This is a genomic window from Tessaracoccus yangjingae (genome assembly GCF_055326235.1).
Genome location: NZ_JBUZNN010000013.1, coordinates 16,459 through 34,212 on the forward strand (window position 1 = coordinate 16,459; position 17,754 = coordinate 34,212).

Consider the following 17,754-nt stretch of genomic DNA (forward strand, 5'->3'; position numbering starts at 1 on the left):
GTGCCAGGCGCGTCACCATGCAGGACGTTGCCCGCCTGGCCAGCGTCTCGACGAAGACCGTCTCCAATGTCCTCAATGGGCACCCGAAAGCCACAGAGGAGACCAGGGCGCGTGTGCTGGAAGCCGTCGATCTGCTTGGTTACCGGATCAATGTCGCGGCCAGGAATCTGCGTCAAGGGAAGACCGGACAGATCAGCCTCGCGCTGCCCGAATTGAAGAACCCGTATTTCGCCGAGCTCGCGGACCTGGTGCTGGAGGAGGCGAAGTCATACGGCTTCAAGGTGCTGATCCAGCAGACGAACTTCGACAGGGATGCAGAGGTGGCCATCCTGGAGGGCGCCCAGGCCCTCGGCGTCGACGGCGTGATCTTCTCGCCGTTGCTGCTCGGCCAGGCGGACCTGCGCCTCTTCAACGTCGACTTCCCCGTCGTGCTCCTCGGCGAGGCCGTGTTCGACGTGGGCCTGGACCACGTCACCATGAGCAACGTCGAGGCCGCCCGAGCCGCCACCGAGCACCTCCTCGACGCGGGCAGGACCCGCATCGCGCTCATCGGCGCCAACCCGGAGGACGTGAGGGGAGCCTCGGGGCTGCGCCTGCGCGGCTACAAGGAGGCGCTGGCGGCCCGCGGCATCCCCGTCGATGAGACGCTCATCGTCGGAGAGGACCGGTGGCACCGCGACAAGGGCTCCGACGCCGTCGAGACGCTGCTGGCCCGCGGGGCACACTTCGACGCGGTGGTGGCGCTCAACGACCTGCTGGCGTTCGGTGCCATCCACGCCTTGACGAGGAACGGGCTCTCGGTCCCCCGCCACGTGGCGGTGATCGGCTTCGACGACACCGAGGCCGCCCAGTACACAATGCCGTCGCTGTCCAGCGTCAACCCCGGACGCACGGAGATCGCCAAGCTGTGCGTGAAGCTCCTGGCCGAGCGGATCGCCGCCGCAACGACGGACCCGGACCTGCCGCCGCGGTTCATCGCCGCCCCGTTCACCGTCATGGCCCGCGACACCACCGCGGTTCCGGCGCCCGTGGCATAGGTCTGGCCGCCGGGCCCACCGGCAACTTCCCGGCGATCCGCCGACGCGCAGGCGATGGGCTTCGGCAGACTGGGGCCATGGAGGAACCGTCGGAGCGCCGGCCACCGTCGCTCGTGGCCGCCTGGGCCACCACGGTGGTGCTGGGCGTGGTTGCAGGCGTCGCGACGTGGCTCGCCAACCAGCTGATCATCAGGTCCTTCGCCGACGCTCCCCGCCCCGACGACCTGCTGTTCGGCCTGCTGCCCTACGTCGGCCCCGCCCGCTGGCTGACGGTGGTGGCGCTGGCGGCCGGGCTGGGGGTCTTCCTGTGGGCCACCCTCCGGGCGGCGCCGTCGAGGCTGCCCGCCGTCGGCGCGACGATCGCCCTGCTGTACCTCATACGGGCGGGCATGATCGCCCTCACCCCCCTCGCGCCGGCGTACGGCGAGGGCATCTTCGTCTTCCCGCAGGAGCAGTTCGGCACGTTCCCCTCCGGTCACATCGCGCTGCTCACCCTGCTCGCCCTCCTGGTGCCCGACGACCAGCCTCGGCTCCGGCTGTTCCACTGGTCGATAGTCGCGGTGATGCTCGCCGGCCTCCTGCTGGCCCGAGGCCACTACTCGATCGACATCGTCGGCGGCCTGCTGCTCGCCTACTTCGTCGCCACCGTGTGGCGGCACGGACGGCTGTTCGCACCCATTGCGGCGGTTACCGGCAGGTGAGCCCCGCCGCTGACCTAGGGTGTGGCCATCAGGTACAGCGACGACGCCAGCAGAGGGAACGATGATCTTCACCGGGGCACGGCCCTTCAAGGGACGACGAGATGGGCGCCTGGTCCACGACCTGCCCGCCGTGCGCCGCGTCGTCCCCCACCTGATGCCCACCCGGCTCGACGCGACCGTCTACTACCCCCAGCACATGGAGGTGGAGCGGTTGACCTCGTGGCTCGAAGAGGTCAACCGGGACCGTCCGCCCGAGGAGCGGATCCGCTTCTTCCACGTCTTCCTCACGGCCCTGGCGCGGCTCTTCCACCAGCGTCCTGAGCTCAACCGGTTCGTCTCCGGGAAGCGCACCTACGAGCACCGGGAGATCTCCTTCTCGTTCACGGTGAAGAAAGCCCTGACCGACGAGGCCGACGAGGTGCAGGCCCTCATCACCTTCACCGGCCTCGAGACCGTCGACGAGGTGCGCGTCAAGGTGGACGCGTCGCTCGACCGGGCGCGCAACCACACCCGCAACGAGAGCGACAAGTTGGTGTCCACGTTGGTCCGGCTCCCCGGGCCTGTGGTGGCCGGCATCGCGCGGGCGGCGTGGATGCTGGACTCGATCAACATGCTGCCGAGGGTCCTGCAGGACGCCATCCCGACCTATGCGAGCGCCTACCTGGTCAACATGGGCTCGCTCCAGGCGGAGGCGCCGTTCCACCACCTGTACCGGCACGGCACCGCGGGCGTGTTCGTCGCGATCGGCACCATCTCCCCCGAAGCGGTGGTCGACGAGTCGGGCGCCATCGTCGCGCGGCGGCGGGTGGACGTCGTCTACACGATCGACGAGCGGGTCACCGATGGCTTCTACCTGGTCCGCTCGGCCCAGCTGCTGCAGCGGATGATCGACGACCCGGAGGCCCTCAACTCCGCATTGTGACGGCTGCCGGGTGAGTCGTATGCGGCCATCCCGACCTGCGACCCGACTCCTGTCCAGAGCACGGGTGAGACGCCCACCATCCCCCCGTCGCGGACTCCAGTGTCGGTTCTGACCGGGCAGTCCCGGCAAGAACCGACACTTCAAGCCCGTCCAGACCGCTACCACCCCTGGCGGTCGTTCTTCGACGACGACGTCACGCAGGCCCCAGTGGCCAACTCCCAGGACTTGGCGATGCAGCCCCGCTGATTGCGCGCACCGTAGGCTGGAGCGTGTGACCGTTGAAGTGATCGCCGCCATAGCGGCTGTAGTCCTGGCCCTGGTGGGGCTCGTTGGCATCGTCTTTCCCGTCCTGCCCGGCAGCATCCTGGTCGGCGCCGGGGCCCTGGTCTGGGCGATCTGGGGCGCGTCGGGCTGGGGATGGGTCGCCTTCGGTGTGGCCGCCGTCCTGCTGGTCATCGGCGGAGTCAGCAGCTGGCTGCTCACCGGCCGGTCGCTCCAGCAGCGTGAGGTGCCGAAGTGGCCGATCGCGGTCGGTCTGCTGCTGGGCATCGTCGGCATGTTCGTGCTGCCGGGCTTCGGCCTGGCGGTGGGATTCGCCGTCGGCCTGCTGCTCGCCGAGTGGTACCGGATGCGCGACTTCCGGAAGGCCGCCGCCACCAGCTGGGAGACCATCAAGGCGCTGGGGCTGGGCATCCTGATCGAGTTGTCGTGCGCGATGCTCGCCACCGCAGTGCTGGCGGTGAGTGTCCTCACCGCCTGGTGAACGGCCGCGGGGCGGCTGCCCACGCGTCGGGCCCGGCCCGGGCGTGAGCCGACGCTCCCTGCGCGAGTGCGGCCGGCAGCCCGGGACCCTCGAACTCTCCCAACGGTGTTGACATCCCATCGGGCGTGAACTAATGTTCAGTTATACGCATAACCCGAGAGGTGTTCGATGGAGAACCAGCCCACCATGAACGACGTCGCCGCAGCCGCCGGCGTGTCGCAGGCCACGGTGTCCATGGTGCTCAACGGGGCCCAGCACGGACGCGTCTCCGCCGCCACCACCCAGCGGGTCCTCGATGCCGCCAAACGGCTCGGGTTCCGCACCAACGTCCACGCCAAGGTGCTCCGCGAGGGCAGGTCACGGATGATCGGGCTCGTCGGCGACGAGGTGGCCACCACCGAGTTCGCGGGCCAGATGATCCTCGGCGCCCAGCAGGAGGCGTGGCGACGAGGCTACGTGCTGCTCACCGTCGACACCGCCGGGGATCCCGGCCTTGAGAGGGCCGCCATCTCGATGATGCAGTCCTACCGGGTGGCCGGCGTGATCTACGCGTCCATGTACCACCGCCGGGTGGAGCTCCCCGACAGCCTCACCGCGACACCCACAGTCTGCGTCAACTCGCAGGACCTCGCCGGCACCGTCACGAGCATCTTCCCCGACGAGGTGGCAGGCGGCCGCGCGGCCGCGCAGGCCCTGCTCGACGCCGGCCACCGTCGCATCGCGATGATCAACATCGCCGAAGAGGGCTCCACCCTCCCAGCCGCGTCGGGCCGCCTCCAGGGCTTCTCGGACGCCCTGCACCACGCGGGCGTCGAGCTCACCCCCGACCTCCTCCGCTTCGGCCACGGCAGCTACGAGGAGGGCCTGGACTACGGCACGGACCTGCTCCGGCAGGCCCACCGGCCCACCGCCATCTTCTGCGGCAACGACCGCACGGCGCTCGGCACGTACCACGCCGCCGAGCGCCTCGGCCTCTCCATCCCCGACGACGTCAGCATCGTCGGCTTCGACAACCAGGCCCTGCTGACCCCGATGTTCTCCCCGCGCCTCACGACGTTCCAGCTCCCACTCGTGGAGATGGGGCGCCTCGCGGTCGCCGAGGTCCTGAGCCCCCGCTCAGAGCCGAAGCGGCTCGCCGTCGAATGCTCCCTCCAGTCCCGCGAATCCGTCGCGCTCGCAAAGGTCCCCGCATGACGTCCGTTCTCACCGCCCCACCCGCCCCTACCCCACCCGTCACCAGTGACGCGGCGCCGGCGCCGCGGAAACGCGTGTCGCGCCGCACCTCCATTCTTCGCTCGTGGCAGTTATACGTATTACTGGCTCCGGGCCTCATCTATCTCGTCCTGTTCAAGTACTGGCCGATGTACGGGGCTCAGATCGCGTTCCGCAACTACAACCCCTCGGCCGGGTTCCTGGGCAGCCCCTGGGTGGGACTGATGCACTTCGAGCGGTTCATCAACTCGTTCCAGTTCGAGGAGCTGTTGATCAACACGCTCACCATCAACACCGTCGGCCTGCTCGTGGCCTTCCCGGTGCCGATCGTCCTGGCGCTGATCGTCAACCAGCTGTCCTCGCCACGGTTCAAGAAGGTGGTGCAGAGCGTGCTGTACGCGCCCTCGTTCATCTCGGTCGTGGTCGTGGTGGGGATGATCTTCCTGCTGTTCAGCCCCAGTTCGGGCATCGTCAACAACGCCGTCGAGCTGGCCGGCGGGGATCCCATCTTCTTCATGGGGGACCCGGGCTGGTTCCGTCCCCTCTACATCGGGTCCGACATCTGGCAGAACGCCGGCTTCTCGATGATCATCTACCTCGCCGCGCTCACCGCGATCGACCCCTCCCTGCACGAGGCGGCCAAGATGGACGGCGCCAACAAGTTCCGCCGGATCTGGCACATCGACATCCCCGGCATCCTCCCCGTGGTGACGATCCTGTTCGTCCTGGCCATCGGCAACATCTTCAATCTCGGGTTCGAGAAGGTCTACCTGATGCAGACCCCGCTCAACCTCGAAACCTCGGAGATCATCAACACCTACGTGTACAAGGCGGGTCTCCAGCAGGCGCAGTTCAGCTACTCGGCCGCCATCGGGCTGTTCAACTCGGTCCTCAATCTCATCCTTCTCGTGACGTTCAACTTCGTCGCCAAGAAGGCCAACCAATCCTCCCTCTGGTGATCTCCATGACAACGCAGACACACTCCCTCTCCCCCACCCCGTCGCTCACCAAGCAGGACGGGCTCGCCGAGCGGATCGCGGATCCGCTGTTCAACATCGTCAGCGTCGGGCTGCTCCTCCTGGCGGTCGCGGCCATCGTCTACCCGCTGTACTTCATCGTCATCGCGTCGGTCAGCGACCCGAACCTCATCGCCCAGGGCAAGGTCTGGCTCTTCCCCCAAGGCTTCACCCTGGAGGGCTACGCCACGCTCTTCGCCAACGACGCCATGCTCAGGGGCTTCGGCAACTCGATGCTCTACACCGCCGTCGGCACCCTGGTCAGCGTCTCGATCACCCTGACCACCGGCTACGCACTGTCCCGCCGCGACATGCCGGGCCGCAGCCTCTTCATGATCGCGTTCATCATCACCATGTTCTTCGACGGCGGCCTCATCGCCCGCTACCTGGTGGTCCGGGACCTGGGGATGCTGGACACGATGTGGGCGGTCATCCTGCCCGGCGCCGTCGGCGTGTGGAACCTCATCATCGCCCGCACCTTCTTCGAGACCAACGTCCCCGCAGAGCTGCGCGAGGCCGCCCAGATCGACGGCGCCAACGACTTCCAGTTCTTCTTCCGGATGGCGCTGCCTCTCACCAAGCCCCTCATCGCACTCATGGCCATGACCCACATCGTGGCGTACTGGAACTCCTACTTCGACGCGATGATCTACCTCAACGACGAGTCGATGTACCCGCTGCAGCTGGTGCTGCGCAACGTCCTCGTCGAGTCGCAGGCCTCCGCCTCGCTCGACACCGGATCCATCGACTCCTACGCCGCCGCCCAGCGCCTGGGCGAGCTGATCAAGTACGGAATGATCGTCGTCTCCACGGTCCCGCTGCTGATCATCTTCCCCTTCCTGCAGAAGTACTTCGTGAAGGGCGCCACCCTCGGCGCCCTCAAGTGACCCACCCCCCCCGAAAGGAAACATCAATGATGATCAAGCGACGCAGCATCCTGGCCGGGTTCGCCGCGGTGGCCGTCTCCGGCCTCGTGGCGGCCTGCTCCGACGGCAACGCCGGCTCCGGCCTCCCGTCAGACGCGTCCGACGCGTTCGGCTTCAAGGCCGAGGGCCTGCCCATCACGGACAAGCCGCTCCCCCTCACGTTCTCCGGCACCAAGTCCGCCCTGGCCCCGGACTACGAGACGATGGAGCTCGTCCAGCGGTGGAAGTCCGACACCAACATCGACATCAGCTGGGACAACCTCCCGGACAACGTCTACGCCGAGAAGAAGAACCTCATGCTGGCCTCGGGCGACCTGCCCGACGCGCTGTTCAACACCGGCCTCACCGACAGCGACGTGGTGGCCAACGGCTCCAACGGGACACTCATCCCGCTGGAGGAGCTCATTGCCACGCACGCCCCCATCCTCAAGGGCATCCTCGACGCGCGCCCCGACATCCGCGGCGCCATCACAGCCTCCGACGGCCACATCTACACCCTCCCCGCCGTCGAGGAGCTGGGCATCCTCGCGTACCCGAACTTCCTCTTCGTCAACAAGACGTGGCTCGACGAGGCCGGCCTGCCGGTCCCCACCACCATCGACGAGTACGAAGCCGCGCTGCGCGCGTTCAAGGCACGCGGCGACGGCGTGATCCCGCTGTCCTTCCGGGTGGACTCGTTCTGCGCCAACGTCGCCGACCTCATCGCGGCCATCGGCGGCCTGCCGGACAACAACGACCACCGCATCGTCCAGGACGACAAGGTGATCTTCACCGCCGCCCGCGAGGAGTGGCGCACGGCCGTCAAGCGGCTCGGCGAGTGGTACAAGGCGGGGCTCATCGACCCGGAGAGCTTCTCGCAGGACGACCCCACCTACCTGGCCAAGGGCAAGGCCGACCCGATGAGCCTCGGCTCGTTCATCTGGTGGGAGATGAAGGAGGCCGTGGGCGAGGACCGGGTGGCCGACTACGCGCACGTGGGCGTCCTCAAGGGCTTCGACGGCAAGCAGCGGGCATCGGTCTCCAACTACGCCGAGATCAACCGCGGCGCGTTCGCCATCACCAGCGCGAACAAGTACCCGGCGGCGACCATGCGCTGGGTCGACCGGCTGTACGACCCGGTGATGTCCGCCGAGACCCGCTGGGGCCCCGTGGGCGTGACGCTGGAGAAGAACGCCGAGGGCATCCTCGTGCAGATCCCCGCGAAGGCCGGCGAGTCGGAGGGCGAGCGCCGTCAGAAGGTGGCTCCGATGGGCCCCTGCATCACCACCCGCGAGCACTTCCAGACCGTGGTGGCGCCCGAACCCCGCGCCAAGGAGCGCCAGGACATGTGCGTCACGTACTACGAGCCGCATCGCGCCAACGACGCCTACCCGCCGGTCATGCTCAGCAACGAGGAACTGCAGCAGATCGCCGACGCCCAGACCGAGATCAACACCTACGTGGGCCGACAGTTCGCGACGTTCATCGTCGAGGGCAACATCGATTCGCAGTGGGACGGCTACGTGGCCCAGCTCGAGTCCATGGGCCTGTCCAAGGTGGTCGAGGTCTACCAGGCCGCGTACGACCGCTACAAGAGCGCCTGACCCACCCATCCCATTCTGACGAGGTCTCCCTGATGCACGACACCCCCCAGTACCGCCCCACGGTGCACTTCACCCCCCGCTCCACGTGGATGAACGACCCCAACGGGCTGATCCGGCACAAGGGCAGGTTCCACCTGTTCTTCCAGAACAACCCGGAGGGCCGCACCTGGGGCAACATCGGCTGGGGGCATGCCGTGTCGTCGGACCTCGTCGAGTGGGAGGAGCTCCCGATGGCCATCCCCGCCACCGAGCTGGAGATGGCGTTCTCGGGGTCCGTCGTCTGGGACCGGGACAACACCTCCGGTCTCGGCGACGGCCCCGAGGGACCGCTTGTGGCTATCTTCACCAGTTCGTACTCCGCGGCGCATCCCGAGCACGCGGGCCGGCAGGCCCAGTCGTTGGCCTACAGCCTCGACGACGGGCTCACCTGGGCGCGCTACGCCGAGAACCCGGTGCTCGACCGCGGCTCGGCCAACTTCCGGGACCCCAAGGTCTCCTGGCACCAGGAGACGCGTCGCTGGGTGATGGTGACGGTGGAGGCCGAGGACATGCAGGTGCTCGTCCACACCTCCCCCAACCTCATCGACTGGACCCACGAGAGCAGCGTCGGGCCCCTGGGCGAGCCGGGCCTGCTGTGGGAGTGTCCCGATCTCCTTGAGGTGCCCGTGGAGGGCACCGGGGTGTCGCGGTGGGTGCTGCTGCTCAGCACCAACCCCGGCGGCTTCGCTGGCGGGTCGGGCATGCGGTATCTCGTCGGGGACTTCGACGGGGCCGTGTTCACCCCGGACGCGGGAGGCCTGCGCTGGTTCGACCACGGGCCGGACATGTACGCCGCGGTCTCGTTCCAGGGCACGGACAGGCCCACGGTCATGGGGTGGATGAGCAACTGGGCCTACGCCAACCAGACTCCGACGTTCCCGTGGCAGTCGGCGATGACGGTGGCGCGCACGCTGACCTTGGTGCCAGCCCAGGGCGGCCCAGTGCTCCGGCACGCGCCGGTGCTGCCCGCCGACATGCCTGAAGACACGCACCAGGTGGACTTCGAGCTGCCCGGCGCGGGAGAGGTCGTCGTGGAGACCGGCGACGGCGGGTCGGTCAGCCGGCTCGTGTTGAGGCGCGTGCCCGACGGCGCTCTGGTCGTCGACCGGAGCGCCGCTGATCCCCACGGGGTCCATGCGGGGATCCACGTGACGCCCCCCATCCCCCTCCCCGACGGGCCGGTCACCGGCGTCCTCGTCGAGGACCACGGACTCATCGAGGTGTTCCTCGACGGCGGGAGGGTCGCGGTGACCGCGCAGACCTTCCCGCACGCCGGGCCTGTCCGGGTGTCAGGTTCCGGGCTCGCCCACGTCGCCACCTCGCCGAAACTACCGCTCGCGGGATGATGCCTGGCCCGCCCGAGCGGCGCCGCTACGCGAGCAGGGCTGCCCAGGTGACCGGGCCCACCACGCCGTCGACGGGGAGGCCGCGATCCGACTGGAAGGCGCGGACGACCGCCTCGGTCTGGGGGCCGAAGTCGCCGTCGACCACCACGTCGTATCCGCGGTAGCCGAGCAGTCGCTGCATCACCGCGACCCCCTCGCCCTGCGACCCCTCAGACAGCCTCGGCACCAGCGAGTCCCAGGTGGTGTCGTCCACGGCGCCCGTGGCGTCCAGCCCGTTCTGGGCCTGCCACTGCCGCACCGAGCGCTCCGTGGCGGGGCCGAAGTCGCCGTCGGCCAGCGTCCGGACGCCCCTCCACGAGAGCAGCTCCTGCAGCGCCAGGACCACATAGCCCTGGTCGCCGCGGAAGAGGGGGTAATACCGCACGAACACCTGGGGCTTGACGAGCGCGTCGTCGGCCGGGGCCGCCTGCGTCGGCTCGGCGGGCTGGGCGGTCGGCTGGGCCGCGACGCTCGGAGCATCCGCGCTGGCGGCGGCCGTCGGCGCCGCCGCCGGCGTCGTCTCCTCGACGGAGGGTGCAAGCGTGACGAACACCGTCGACGCCGGCGCCGGAGTCGCGACGACGGGATCCGCGGCCACCTCTCCCTCGCGGCCTCCGCCGAGGAGCAGCATGACCATCCCCACGCCCGCCGCCAGGACGACGACGGCGAGGCCCGCAACAAGGGCGACGGTGGCGCCACGGCCCGTGCGCGCGCGGGTGTCAGCGCCAGAGACGGCCGCCGGGGGGTAAGCCCAGGCGGACGGGTCGGCAGTCGGCTGCTGCGGCGCCGGCCGGTAGGTGTACTCGGGCCCCTGGGGAGGGACGCTCTGACCGGGGTATCCCGTCGGCGGCGTCTGTGCACCGGGGTAGGCGGACGGCGGAGTAGTCGCGCCGAAGTACGCGGGCGGAGGCGTCTGGGCGCTGGGGTAAGCGGGCGGCGGGGTCTGCGCACCGGGATAGGCGGGGGGCGCGAAGGGCGACTGCGACCCCGGATCCCCCACCTGACCGGAGCCCCCCTGCGGGCCGGCACCGTAGCGCGCCTCGCACTCGGGGCACAGGTCCCCCATGGTCGGATTCCCACACACTCGACAGTGCTTCATGGTCGCCCCCTGGCTCACCCGCATCATGGCACACGCTCAATCCGCAGTGGCCACGCCCTGCGCATAGGGCGCGTCCGACTGCCGGCCGACGACGATGCGAGCAGAGGCATACGATGGAACCACCGCAACACCCGGCTCATCGCCGGGCCCGGCAGGGAGGTGGAGCGCATGATCCCCGTCCGCATCGCAGGGCTTGCCCTGGACGTGAAGCAGCAACCGGTGGTGATCCTCAAGCCCCTCGACGAGGAGCCTGGTGAGGGCAGCATGCTCCCCATCTGGATCGGGGGCCTCGAGGCCGCCGCGATCCTCGCGGGCGCCGACGGCAACCCCGCCCCGCGTCCGCTAACCCTGGACCTCATGCGCGCGATGCTCGAGTCACTCGACGCGGAGGTTGAGCGCATCGCGGTCACCAAGATCGAGAACGGCACCTTCTACGCCGAGATCCGGCTCAACACCCCCGCCGGCGAGCGCGTGCTCGACGCCCGCCCGTCCGACGCCATCGGGTTGTCGCTGCGGACAGGGTCGGTGATCTGGGTGGCCGACGAGGTGCTCGAGCAGGCCGGCGTCCCCGACGAGCGCGAGGGGGACGCCGACGAGGAGGCGGAGGTCGCGGCCTTCAGCGAGTTCCTCGAGAACGTCGACCCGGAGGATTTCCAGGGCTGAGCGCCCGGGAGGGAAGGGCAGTGAGTGTCGCCTCCGAGGTCGATTCCCGCCGCGGACGCACATCCGTCGACGTGCCCGGTGGCGTCCCGGGAGACGCCTGCCCCCGGGAGCTCAGCCCACGTTCAGCGTGAGCAGCACCGGCTGGTGCCCCTCCGCCGACACTGTCACCGAGACCGCGCCGTGCCCGGTGGGCCGCACGACGGCGAGGGCCCGGCCGTCGAAGGTCCGCCAGGTCGGGGCGTCGAAGCGCTCCTCGGTGGCGGGGTTCGCGCTGCACATCCCTGCCAGCACGCCCGCCCCCTCGACCTCGACGGTGACCGCAAGGTCCTCCGTCGTGACGAGAACGCCGTTGTCATCGCGCAGCTCGATGGCCACGAAGGCCAGGTCGGCGTCGTCGTCGCTCAGGCGGGTGCGGTCGGCGGTCGCGGTCAGCCGGGCAGCGGTGGTCGCGGTGGCGAGGCCGGTGCGGCCCACCTCCTCGCCGTCCCGGTAGGCGACGGCGGTGAGCTCCCCCGCCCCGTAGGCGGTCTCCAGGGTGGCCAGCATCGGGAGCCTCTCCCCCACCGTCGCCCGCGACACCTCCACCCCGTCGAGCAGCAGCGCCACCTCGTCGGCATCGGCATAGACCTCGACGGTGACCGGCCTGCCCTCGAAGCCCGGCCACGTCCACGACGAGACCGAATCGCTCCACCCCCAGGGCGACTGCATGGTGATCGTGTGCCCCTGGCGCCCTGGGCGCTGGACGGCGATGTAGGGCTCGGCGCGCAGGCCGAACACGATCTGGCGGTAGTACGAGACCGGGCGCCGCCACCCGGTGATGTCGAGGTCGCCGCACCACGCCGTCAGGTACGGGTACTCGCGCTCCAGCGCCGCGACGGCGCCGGGATCCTCCGCGTAGGCCGTGGCCCCGATCCCCACCTCGCCGAGATAGTCCCAGCCGGTCCAGGTGAAGTCGCCGATCACGTTGGGCGAGTCCCGGACCATGGGCCACAGCCGCCCGATCTGGGACGGGAACGTCTCCGAGCCCACGATCACCCGGTGGGGGAACAGCTCTCGGTCGATGGCGTAGCGGGACTCGGCGTAGTTGAGCCCCAGCACGTCGAGCGGGGCGCTCGACTCCGCGGTCCGCCGGCCCGCCGACTCGCTGGCGCTGACGACGGCGAACGGTCCGCCCTCGGCGGCCATCATCTCGTTGAGCCCGCCGGACTCCTCCGCGATGGCGGCCACCTCGTCGATCACGGCGAGGAACGGGTTGATGCCGTTGGTGACGAGGCGCGTGGGGTCGAGGGCGCGCACGAGCTCGGCCATCCGCCTGGCCCAGCGGGCGCCGTGCGGGGTGCCCACCTCCGCGATCTCGTTGCCGATGGAGTACATGATCACGCTCGGGTGGTTGCGGTCCTTGGCCACCATGGCCTCCAGGTCCTCCGCCCACCACTGCGGGAACTCCGCGGCGTAGTCGTACGGGGTCTTGAACTTGGTCCACATGTCGAACGCCTCGTCCATGACGAGGACGCCGTGGCGGTCGCAGGCGTCGAGAAGGGCCGGCGACGCAGGGTTGTGGGCGGTCCGGATGGCGTTGAAGCCGGCCTCCTTCAACAGCTCAATGCGGCGCTCGTCGGCGCGCCCGATGGCGGCGGCGCCGAGGGGCCCGTTGTCGGAGTGGATGCACGCGCCGCGGAGAAGCACGGGTTCGCCGTTGATCCGCAGGCCCTTGCGGGGGTCGACGGTGACGGTGCGGATCCCGAACCTCACCTCGGTGGGGGCGCCCTCGCCCAGCGAGAGGGTCGCGGTGTAGAGGGCGGAATGCTCCGGGCCCCACAGCTGCGGCTGCTGGACGTAGAACCGCTGTCTGACAAGGGCAGTCTCTCCGGGTGCCAGGGTCGACGGGGTGCTGTCGCGCTCCACGACCCCTCCGTCGGGCGCAGCCAGGGCGGTGTCCACCGTGATGGTCCGGGTGGTCAGGCCCGCGTTGGCGAGGGTGCTGACCACGTCGACGACCGCCTGGTCGTCCTCGACGCGCACGGTGGTGACCGTCACTCCGTCGGGGACGACGTGGACGGGGTCGTCGACGTGGAGCACCACCGGGCGGTGCAGGCCGGAGCCGGAGTACCAGCGCGAGTCCTGGCCGGACCGCACCTCGATGCGCAGCGCATTCTCCTGGCCATACCGGAGGTACGGGGTGAGGTCGACGAAGAAGCGCGCGTAGCCGTCGGCGCGGTTGCCGGCGAACTCGTCGTTGAGGAACACCTGGGCGCGGCGGTAGGCGCCCTGGATCTCCAGACGCACGAGCTTGCCGCGCCACTCCTCCGGGGCCTGGAAGGCCTTGAGGTAGGTGAAGCCGGCGTGCGGGTAGTAGGCGCCTGCGCCCTTGCCCGGGGCCTCGGGGGTGCGGTCGGTGTCGCGGAGGGCGTCGTGCGGCAACCGGACGGGCGTGGGCTGGGCGTCCTCGCCGTTGGCCGCAGCGAACGGGCCGAGCGGCAGGCGGTACGTCCAGTCGTCGTTGAAGGGGATCGCGTTCATGGGGTCACTCCTGGTAGGGGCCGACGGGCGGGTCGGACGGGTCGGGGATCAGCGCGTGGAAGACGTGGCGGACGTCGTCGGCGGTCAGTTCGTCCGGCAGCAGCCACCGCTGCAGGCCGAGGCCCTCCTGGACAGCGTCGAGGACGCGTGGGTTGACGCCGTCGATCCGGCGGGCGATCGCGTCTCGGGACCTGCCCATCCACTGCCGCATCAGGTCTGCGTAGCGGGTCTCGCGGAAGGCGAGCACGTACAACTCGGCCAGGAGGATCTTGGTGCGCGGATCGTCGTCGTCCTGGATCACGAGCTGAGCGAGGGCCTCACGGGGGTCTCCATCGGCGGTGCTCATGGCGCGGTCCAGCGGGGAGAAGGTCTCGTCGGCGAACCGCTCGAAGGCGGCGAAGAGGAGGTCGTCGCGGCTGGGGAAGTGGTACGTCATGGAGCCCAGCGGGATGCCCGCCGCGGCCGCGACCGTGCGGTATGTGGCGCCGGCGGTCCCCTGGTCCGCGATGAGATCGAGGGTCGCGGCGATGATGCGGTCGCGGCGCTCTGGGTCGTGGCGCCGGGTGATGCGCTCCATTCCCTGCTCCTATCGTCGTCGACTACCTGAGCCTATCAGAACGTACGTATATTGCTGCTGAGGCAGGGGCGAGAGAGCGGTCGCAGGGCGGTCCACACATCGCTCGCGCGACCCGCATCATCGTCCGATCACCCTGCTCGCGCCCACGGGACTCACTGCAGCGCCGACACTGAACCCGGGCCTCGGATACTCGTGCGATATCCGTCAGCCGTGCGCGGCGCCCGAGTCACCGCGTGCGGCACTGGCACGCCACTCGGCCGCCTCGGGTTCGTCCGTGTACTCCAGTAGATGCTGTCCGGCGATGTCGGTGAGCAGTTCCCTCACTTCCGAAGGCGTGGCGAAGAAGAACTCCCGGGCGTTGTTGATCCGATTGACTTTTCGGTCCGCAAGACGCTGGTGCAGCTGCGTCTCGAGCGAGACGGCGTCCTCGCTGAAGATGAGTGCATGGACATCAAACCGGAACGGAACGGACGCATCACCCAACTCCCGAACCCGATCCATCGGTTCCAGTCGCCGTGTCAGACCGATCTTCACCATCCGCTCCCCGAAAGCGCCGATGTTGGAGATCACATACACATAACCGGCGCGGATGTTCGCCTCACGACTGATCACCTTGTCCATTTCCACCCCGAGCTCGGCGAGCTTCGCTTCGATGTCGGCAATCGCATCGCCGGATGAGCCGTTGCTTCGCATCTTGGCGAGCGCGGTCATGTAGTGCTCCTGCTCCTTGCGAAGCTTGGCCTTCTCCCGCTCAAAGTCACGCTGGGCAGCAGCCTCCTCGCGAAGCCGGTCACGCTCAGCGCGGGTTCGCTCCTTCTCCTCCTCCACCTTGGCCAGGTAGTCGGCCGTCAGCTCGATCTCGTACAACCGGACGTGGTGGTACTCGGCCGTGATGCTGATGTCCATGGTCTTTCCAAGACGAGCGATAGTCTCGGCCGCCTTGGTGAGTCGGTCCAGAGAGGCGCGGCGGCTATGTGGTTTCACGGTCCGAACGCAGTTGTCGGCCTCCGCGTTGTACGCACGCAGGAGCAGTTTCGAGAAGTCGGACACCATCTTGCGGCCCTGAGCCGCCGAGCCGTTGACCTGCCACGTGGTCGTGGCGTGGACGGCCCGGCCCTGCTTGATCAGAGCGCTGGTGTCCTTCTTGACCGCAGCGAGGAGGTCTCGATAACCAACGGCGCTGGCGAGCGGATGCGCATACTGGTAGATGCCCGCCTCTTGAAGCTGTGCCAGCTCATTGGTTTCGACGATGTCGGCTCGCGCCCGTGCCAACTCTCCCTGAGCCTCGGCCAACTGACCGCGAGCGCGAGCAAGTTCAGCGGCGACACGCGCAGACTCAGCCTGCAACTGCACCGCATCCATCGCTCCGAGCCGCTGGACCGCCTGCTTCAGCTGGCCGTTCTCCTCTTCAAGCGCACGCTTGCCGCCGAACAGCCCCCCGAGAAAGCCCTTGCCAGCCGAAGGCGATTCTCCCGAGGTGTTGGATGCTGACGGTGTCGCGGGCGGCGTTGACGCATCATCGACCCAGAAGACCCAGCCCGCCGGCGCGGGCGGCCACGACGGGTCCGGCTGCCAGTCCTCAGGCGGAACCCAACCCGACGGTGGAGTCGGCCAGTCCGGCGGGACATTGAATCGATGTGCCATGTTCAAGTACCCCCAAGCGACGCGGTTTCCGCGCCCAACCTACCGCCCAAGGGGATCAGGCTCTTGCCAGATCAACGTCACGGATCCGGATGCGACTGGGCACCGATTCAGACTCGCCACAACTCACGCGGCAATTCCTGTTGACAAGCACTCCGTATTGCCCTGCCAGTGCGCCCACGATGGCCTTGGACGTGGGTCGAGCAGGCTCCAGAAATTGCTCGAAGAGTTTCTTGCCGGGAGGGCTTTCCGGGCACGTTTCTGTCGGTGGTCGTTGACAGAATAGTTCACATGAGCGAGTCGGTGGTGGACCTGGGGCAGCGGTATCTCGCCGCGCTGTGGGACGCCGCCGGCGCGCTCGGCACCGACGCCGCCGCTGTGCAGCGTCTGGCCGGGCTGGTCGACTCGATCGGGGAGTTCGAGGCCCAACTCGCCGGGCTGCGGCTCCACCTACTCAACGAAGCACGCCTGTCCGCCGCGGACGCTGTCATCGACGGCGTGCGGCAATCGGTACGCACCACCCCAGCGCAGGCCACCGCCACGCTACGCCTCGCCGCCGATCTCGGGGACCGATTCCCCCTCATCGGCGCCGCCCTCAACGACGGCGAGATCTCGGTGGCGCAGGCCGACGCGATCATCACCGGGCTGCGGAAACTCCCCCCGCACCTGACCCGCGCCCAACTGGTGGAATGCCAGGAACTGATCCTGGCCCACGCCACCACGTTGGGCCCCACCGAACTGCGGATCCTGGCGGCTCGTTTGACGGAGGTCGTCGACCCCGACCGGGCGGATGCCGACGACGCCCGCCGCCTGGCCAGGGAGGAGGCCGCAGCGCGGCGGAACCGGTTCCTGCGGCTGGCCCCCGATCACCACGGCTCGATCCGCATCACCGGCCAACTCCCCGTCGCCGACGCCGCGCTCCTGTCCGCGCAGCTCGACGCCCTGATGCCCGCGAAATCGACCTACACCCACGCCGGAGAAGCAGCAGGCCCGGACACCCGGCGGGCGGATGCGTTGGTGCTGCTGGTCCAGCACGCCGCCTCCGGCGGCACCCTCCCCTCCCACGGCGTCGACCGCCCCCACGTCCACATCACCCTCAACTACGACACCCTCGTGTCAGGCCTCGGGCAGGTGACGACACTCGGCGTGGGCGGCATCGACGGCCTCACCGCAGGCGACGCACGACGCATGGCCTGCGACGCCCGCCTGACCCCCATGGTCCTCGGCGGCGCATCCCGCCCCCTCGACGTCGGCCGCACCCACCGCCACTTCACCCCCGCCCTCCGCGCCGCGATCACCCAACGCGACCAAGGCTGCGTGTTCCCCGGCTGCACCGCCACCCCCGCCGGCTGCCAATGCCACCACATCATCCCCTGGTGGACAGGCGGCCCCACCTGCCTCGCCAACGGGGTCCTGTTGTGCCCGCACCATCACCGACTCGTCGAACCAGACCCGCTGCAATCCGCCGAATCACAGTGGCAGGTACACCTCGACCAGGTGACCGGGCTGCCATGGTTCACCCCACCCCGCCACATCGACCCCACCCGCAAACCTCGGCAGCACCAACGCCACCGGCTGCAACAGCTCGAACCTCAGGCAGGTGCGCCACCCTGCCCACCGGAGGACGACGACTTGATCCTGGCCAGTTCCCCCGCCTGGCGCCAGTGACC

At 69.1% G+C, this 17,754-nt stretch carries 15 protein-coding genes; 11 read left to right on the forward strand and 4 right to left on the reverse strand.

Going from position 1 to position 17,754, the window contains the following annotated elements; all coding sequences use genetic code 11:
* Positions 1 to 17 precede the first annotated feature (17 nt).
* The 9 genes from ACZK5D_RS15030 (at position 18) to ACZK5D_RS15070 (ending at position 9,545) form a co-directional block, all read left to right on the forward strand.
* Positions 18 to 1,037, forward strand: coding sequence for a LacI family DNA-binding transcriptional regulator (locus tag ACZK5D_RS15030; RefSeq protein ID WP_458994925.1), 1,020 nt, complete (start codon positions 18 to 20; stop codon positions 1,035 to 1,037).
* Positions 1,038 to 1,114: 77 nt separating this feature from the next.
* Entirely contained in the window at positions 1,115 to 1,738 is a 624-nt protein-coding gene (locus tag ACZK5D_RS15035) for a phosphatase PAP2-related protein (protein WP_458994926.1), read from the forward strand.
* A 61-nt stretch (positions 1,739 to 1,799) separates the two neighbouring features.
* Positions 1,800 to 2,660: a 2-oxo acid dehydrogenase subunit E2 gene (locus ACZK5D_RS15040; protein ID WP_458994927.1), complete on the forward strand. Its 861-nt coding sequence runs from the start codon at positions 1,800 to 1,802 to the stop codon at positions 2,658 to 2,660.
* A gap of 271 nt (positions 2,661 to 2,931) precedes the next feature.
* Entirely contained in the window at positions 2,932 to 3,423 is a 492-nt protein-coding gene (locus ACZK5D_RS15045) for a DUF456 domain-containing protein (protein ID WP_458994928.1), read from the forward strand.
* A gap of 168 nt (positions 3,424 to 3,591) precedes the next feature.
* Positions 3,592 to 4,617: a LacI family DNA-binding transcriptional regulator gene (locus ACZK5D_RS15050; RefSeq protein ID WP_463665861.1), complete on the forward strand. Its 1,026-nt coding sequence runs from the start codon at positions 3,592 to 3,594 to the stop codon at positions 4,615 to 4,617.
* Positions 4,614 to 5,594, forward strand: a complete 981-nt coding sequence (locus ACZK5D_RS15055) for an ABC transporter permease (protein ID WP_463665862.1) — start codon at positions 4,614 to 4,616, stop codon at positions 5,592 to 5,594. The genes ACZK5D_RS15050 and ACZK5D_RS15055 overlap by 4 nt, the downstream gene beginning before the upstream one ends.
* Before the next feature lie 5 nt (positions 5,595 to 5,599).
* Complete coding sequence (locus ACZK5D_RS15060) at positions 5,600 to 6,538, forward strand: carbohydrate ABC transporter permease (protein WP_463665893.1); 939 nt, start codon at positions 5,600 to 5,602, stop codon at positions 6,536 to 6,538.
* Between the two features lie 26 nt (positions 6,539 to 6,564).
* The gene (locus tag ACZK5D_RS15065; protein WP_463665863.1) at positions 6,565 to 8,160 is read left to right on the forward strand and encodes an extracellular solute-binding protein; all 1,596 of its coding nucleotides are present in this window, start codon (positions 6,565 to 6,567) and stop codon (positions 8,158 to 8,160) included.
* A gap of 32 nt (positions 8,161 to 8,192) precedes the next feature.
* Complete coding sequence (locus ACZK5D_RS15070) at positions 8,193 to 9,545, forward strand: glycoside hydrolase family 32 protein (protein WP_463665864.1); 1,353 nt, start codon at positions 8,193 to 8,195, stop codon at positions 9,543 to 9,545.
* Positions 9,546 to 9,570: 25 nt separating this feature from the next.
* Here the strand turns inward: ACZK5D_RS15070 and ACZK5D_RS15075 are convergent, their stop codons facing one another.
* Positions 9,571 to 10,683: a peptidoglycan-binding protein gene (locus ACZK5D_RS15075; RefSeq protein ID WP_463665865.1), complete on the reverse strand. Its 1,113-nt coding sequence runs from the start codon at positions 10,681 to 10,683 to the stop codon at positions 9,571 to 9,573.
* A 168-nt stretch (positions 10,684 to 10,851) separates the two neighbouring features.
* Here ACZK5D_RS15075 and ACZK5D_RS15080 point away from each other — a divergent pair, with 168 nt between their 5' ends.
* Complete coding sequence (locus ACZK5D_RS15080; RefSeq protein ID WP_463665866.1) at positions 10,852 to 11,346, forward strand: bifunctional nuclease family protein; 495 nt, start codon at positions 10,852 to 10,854, stop codon at positions 11,344 to 11,346.
* Positions 11,347 to 11,457: 111 nt separating this feature from the next.
* On the opposite strand, the gene ACZK5D_RS15085 is transcribed toward ACZK5D_RS15080, so the two are convergent.
* The 3 genes from ACZK5D_RS15085 to ACZK5D_RS15095 all read right to left on the reverse strand — a co-directional run bounded on the left by ACZK5D_RS15085 (position 11,458) and on the right by ACZK5D_RS15095 (position 16,087).
* Complete coding sequence (locus tag ACZK5D_RS15085; RefSeq protein ID WP_463665867.1) at positions 11,458 to 13,866, reverse strand: glycoside hydrolase family 2 TIM barrel-domain containing protein; 2,409 nt, start codon at positions 13,864 to 13,866, stop codon at positions 11,458 to 11,460.
* A 4-nt stretch (positions 13,867 to 13,870) separates the two neighbouring features.
* On the reverse strand, positions 13,871 to 14,443 hold the full coding sequence (locus tag ACZK5D_RS15090) for a TetR/AcrR family transcriptional regulator (protein ID WP_463665868.1): 573 nt from the start codon (positions 14,441 to 14,443) through the stop codon (positions 13,871 to 13,873).
* A gap of 204 nt (positions 14,444 to 14,647) precedes the next feature.
* Entirely contained in the window at positions 14,648 to 16,087 is a 1,440-nt protein-coding gene (locus ACZK5D_RS15095) for an SNIPE associated domain-containing protein (RefSeq protein ID WP_458994933.1), read from the reverse strand.
* Between the two features lie 288 nt (positions 16,088 to 16,375).
* On the opposite strand from ACZK5D_RS15095, the gene ACZK5D_RS15100 reads away from it, so the two are divergent.
* On the forward strand, positions 16,376 to 17,752 hold the full coding sequence (locus tag ACZK5D_RS15100) for an HNH endonuclease signature motif containing protein (protein ID WP_463665869.1): 1,377 nt from the start codon (positions 16,376 to 16,378) through the stop codon (positions 17,750 to 17,752).
* Positions 17,753 to 17,754 lie beyond the last annotated feature (2 nt).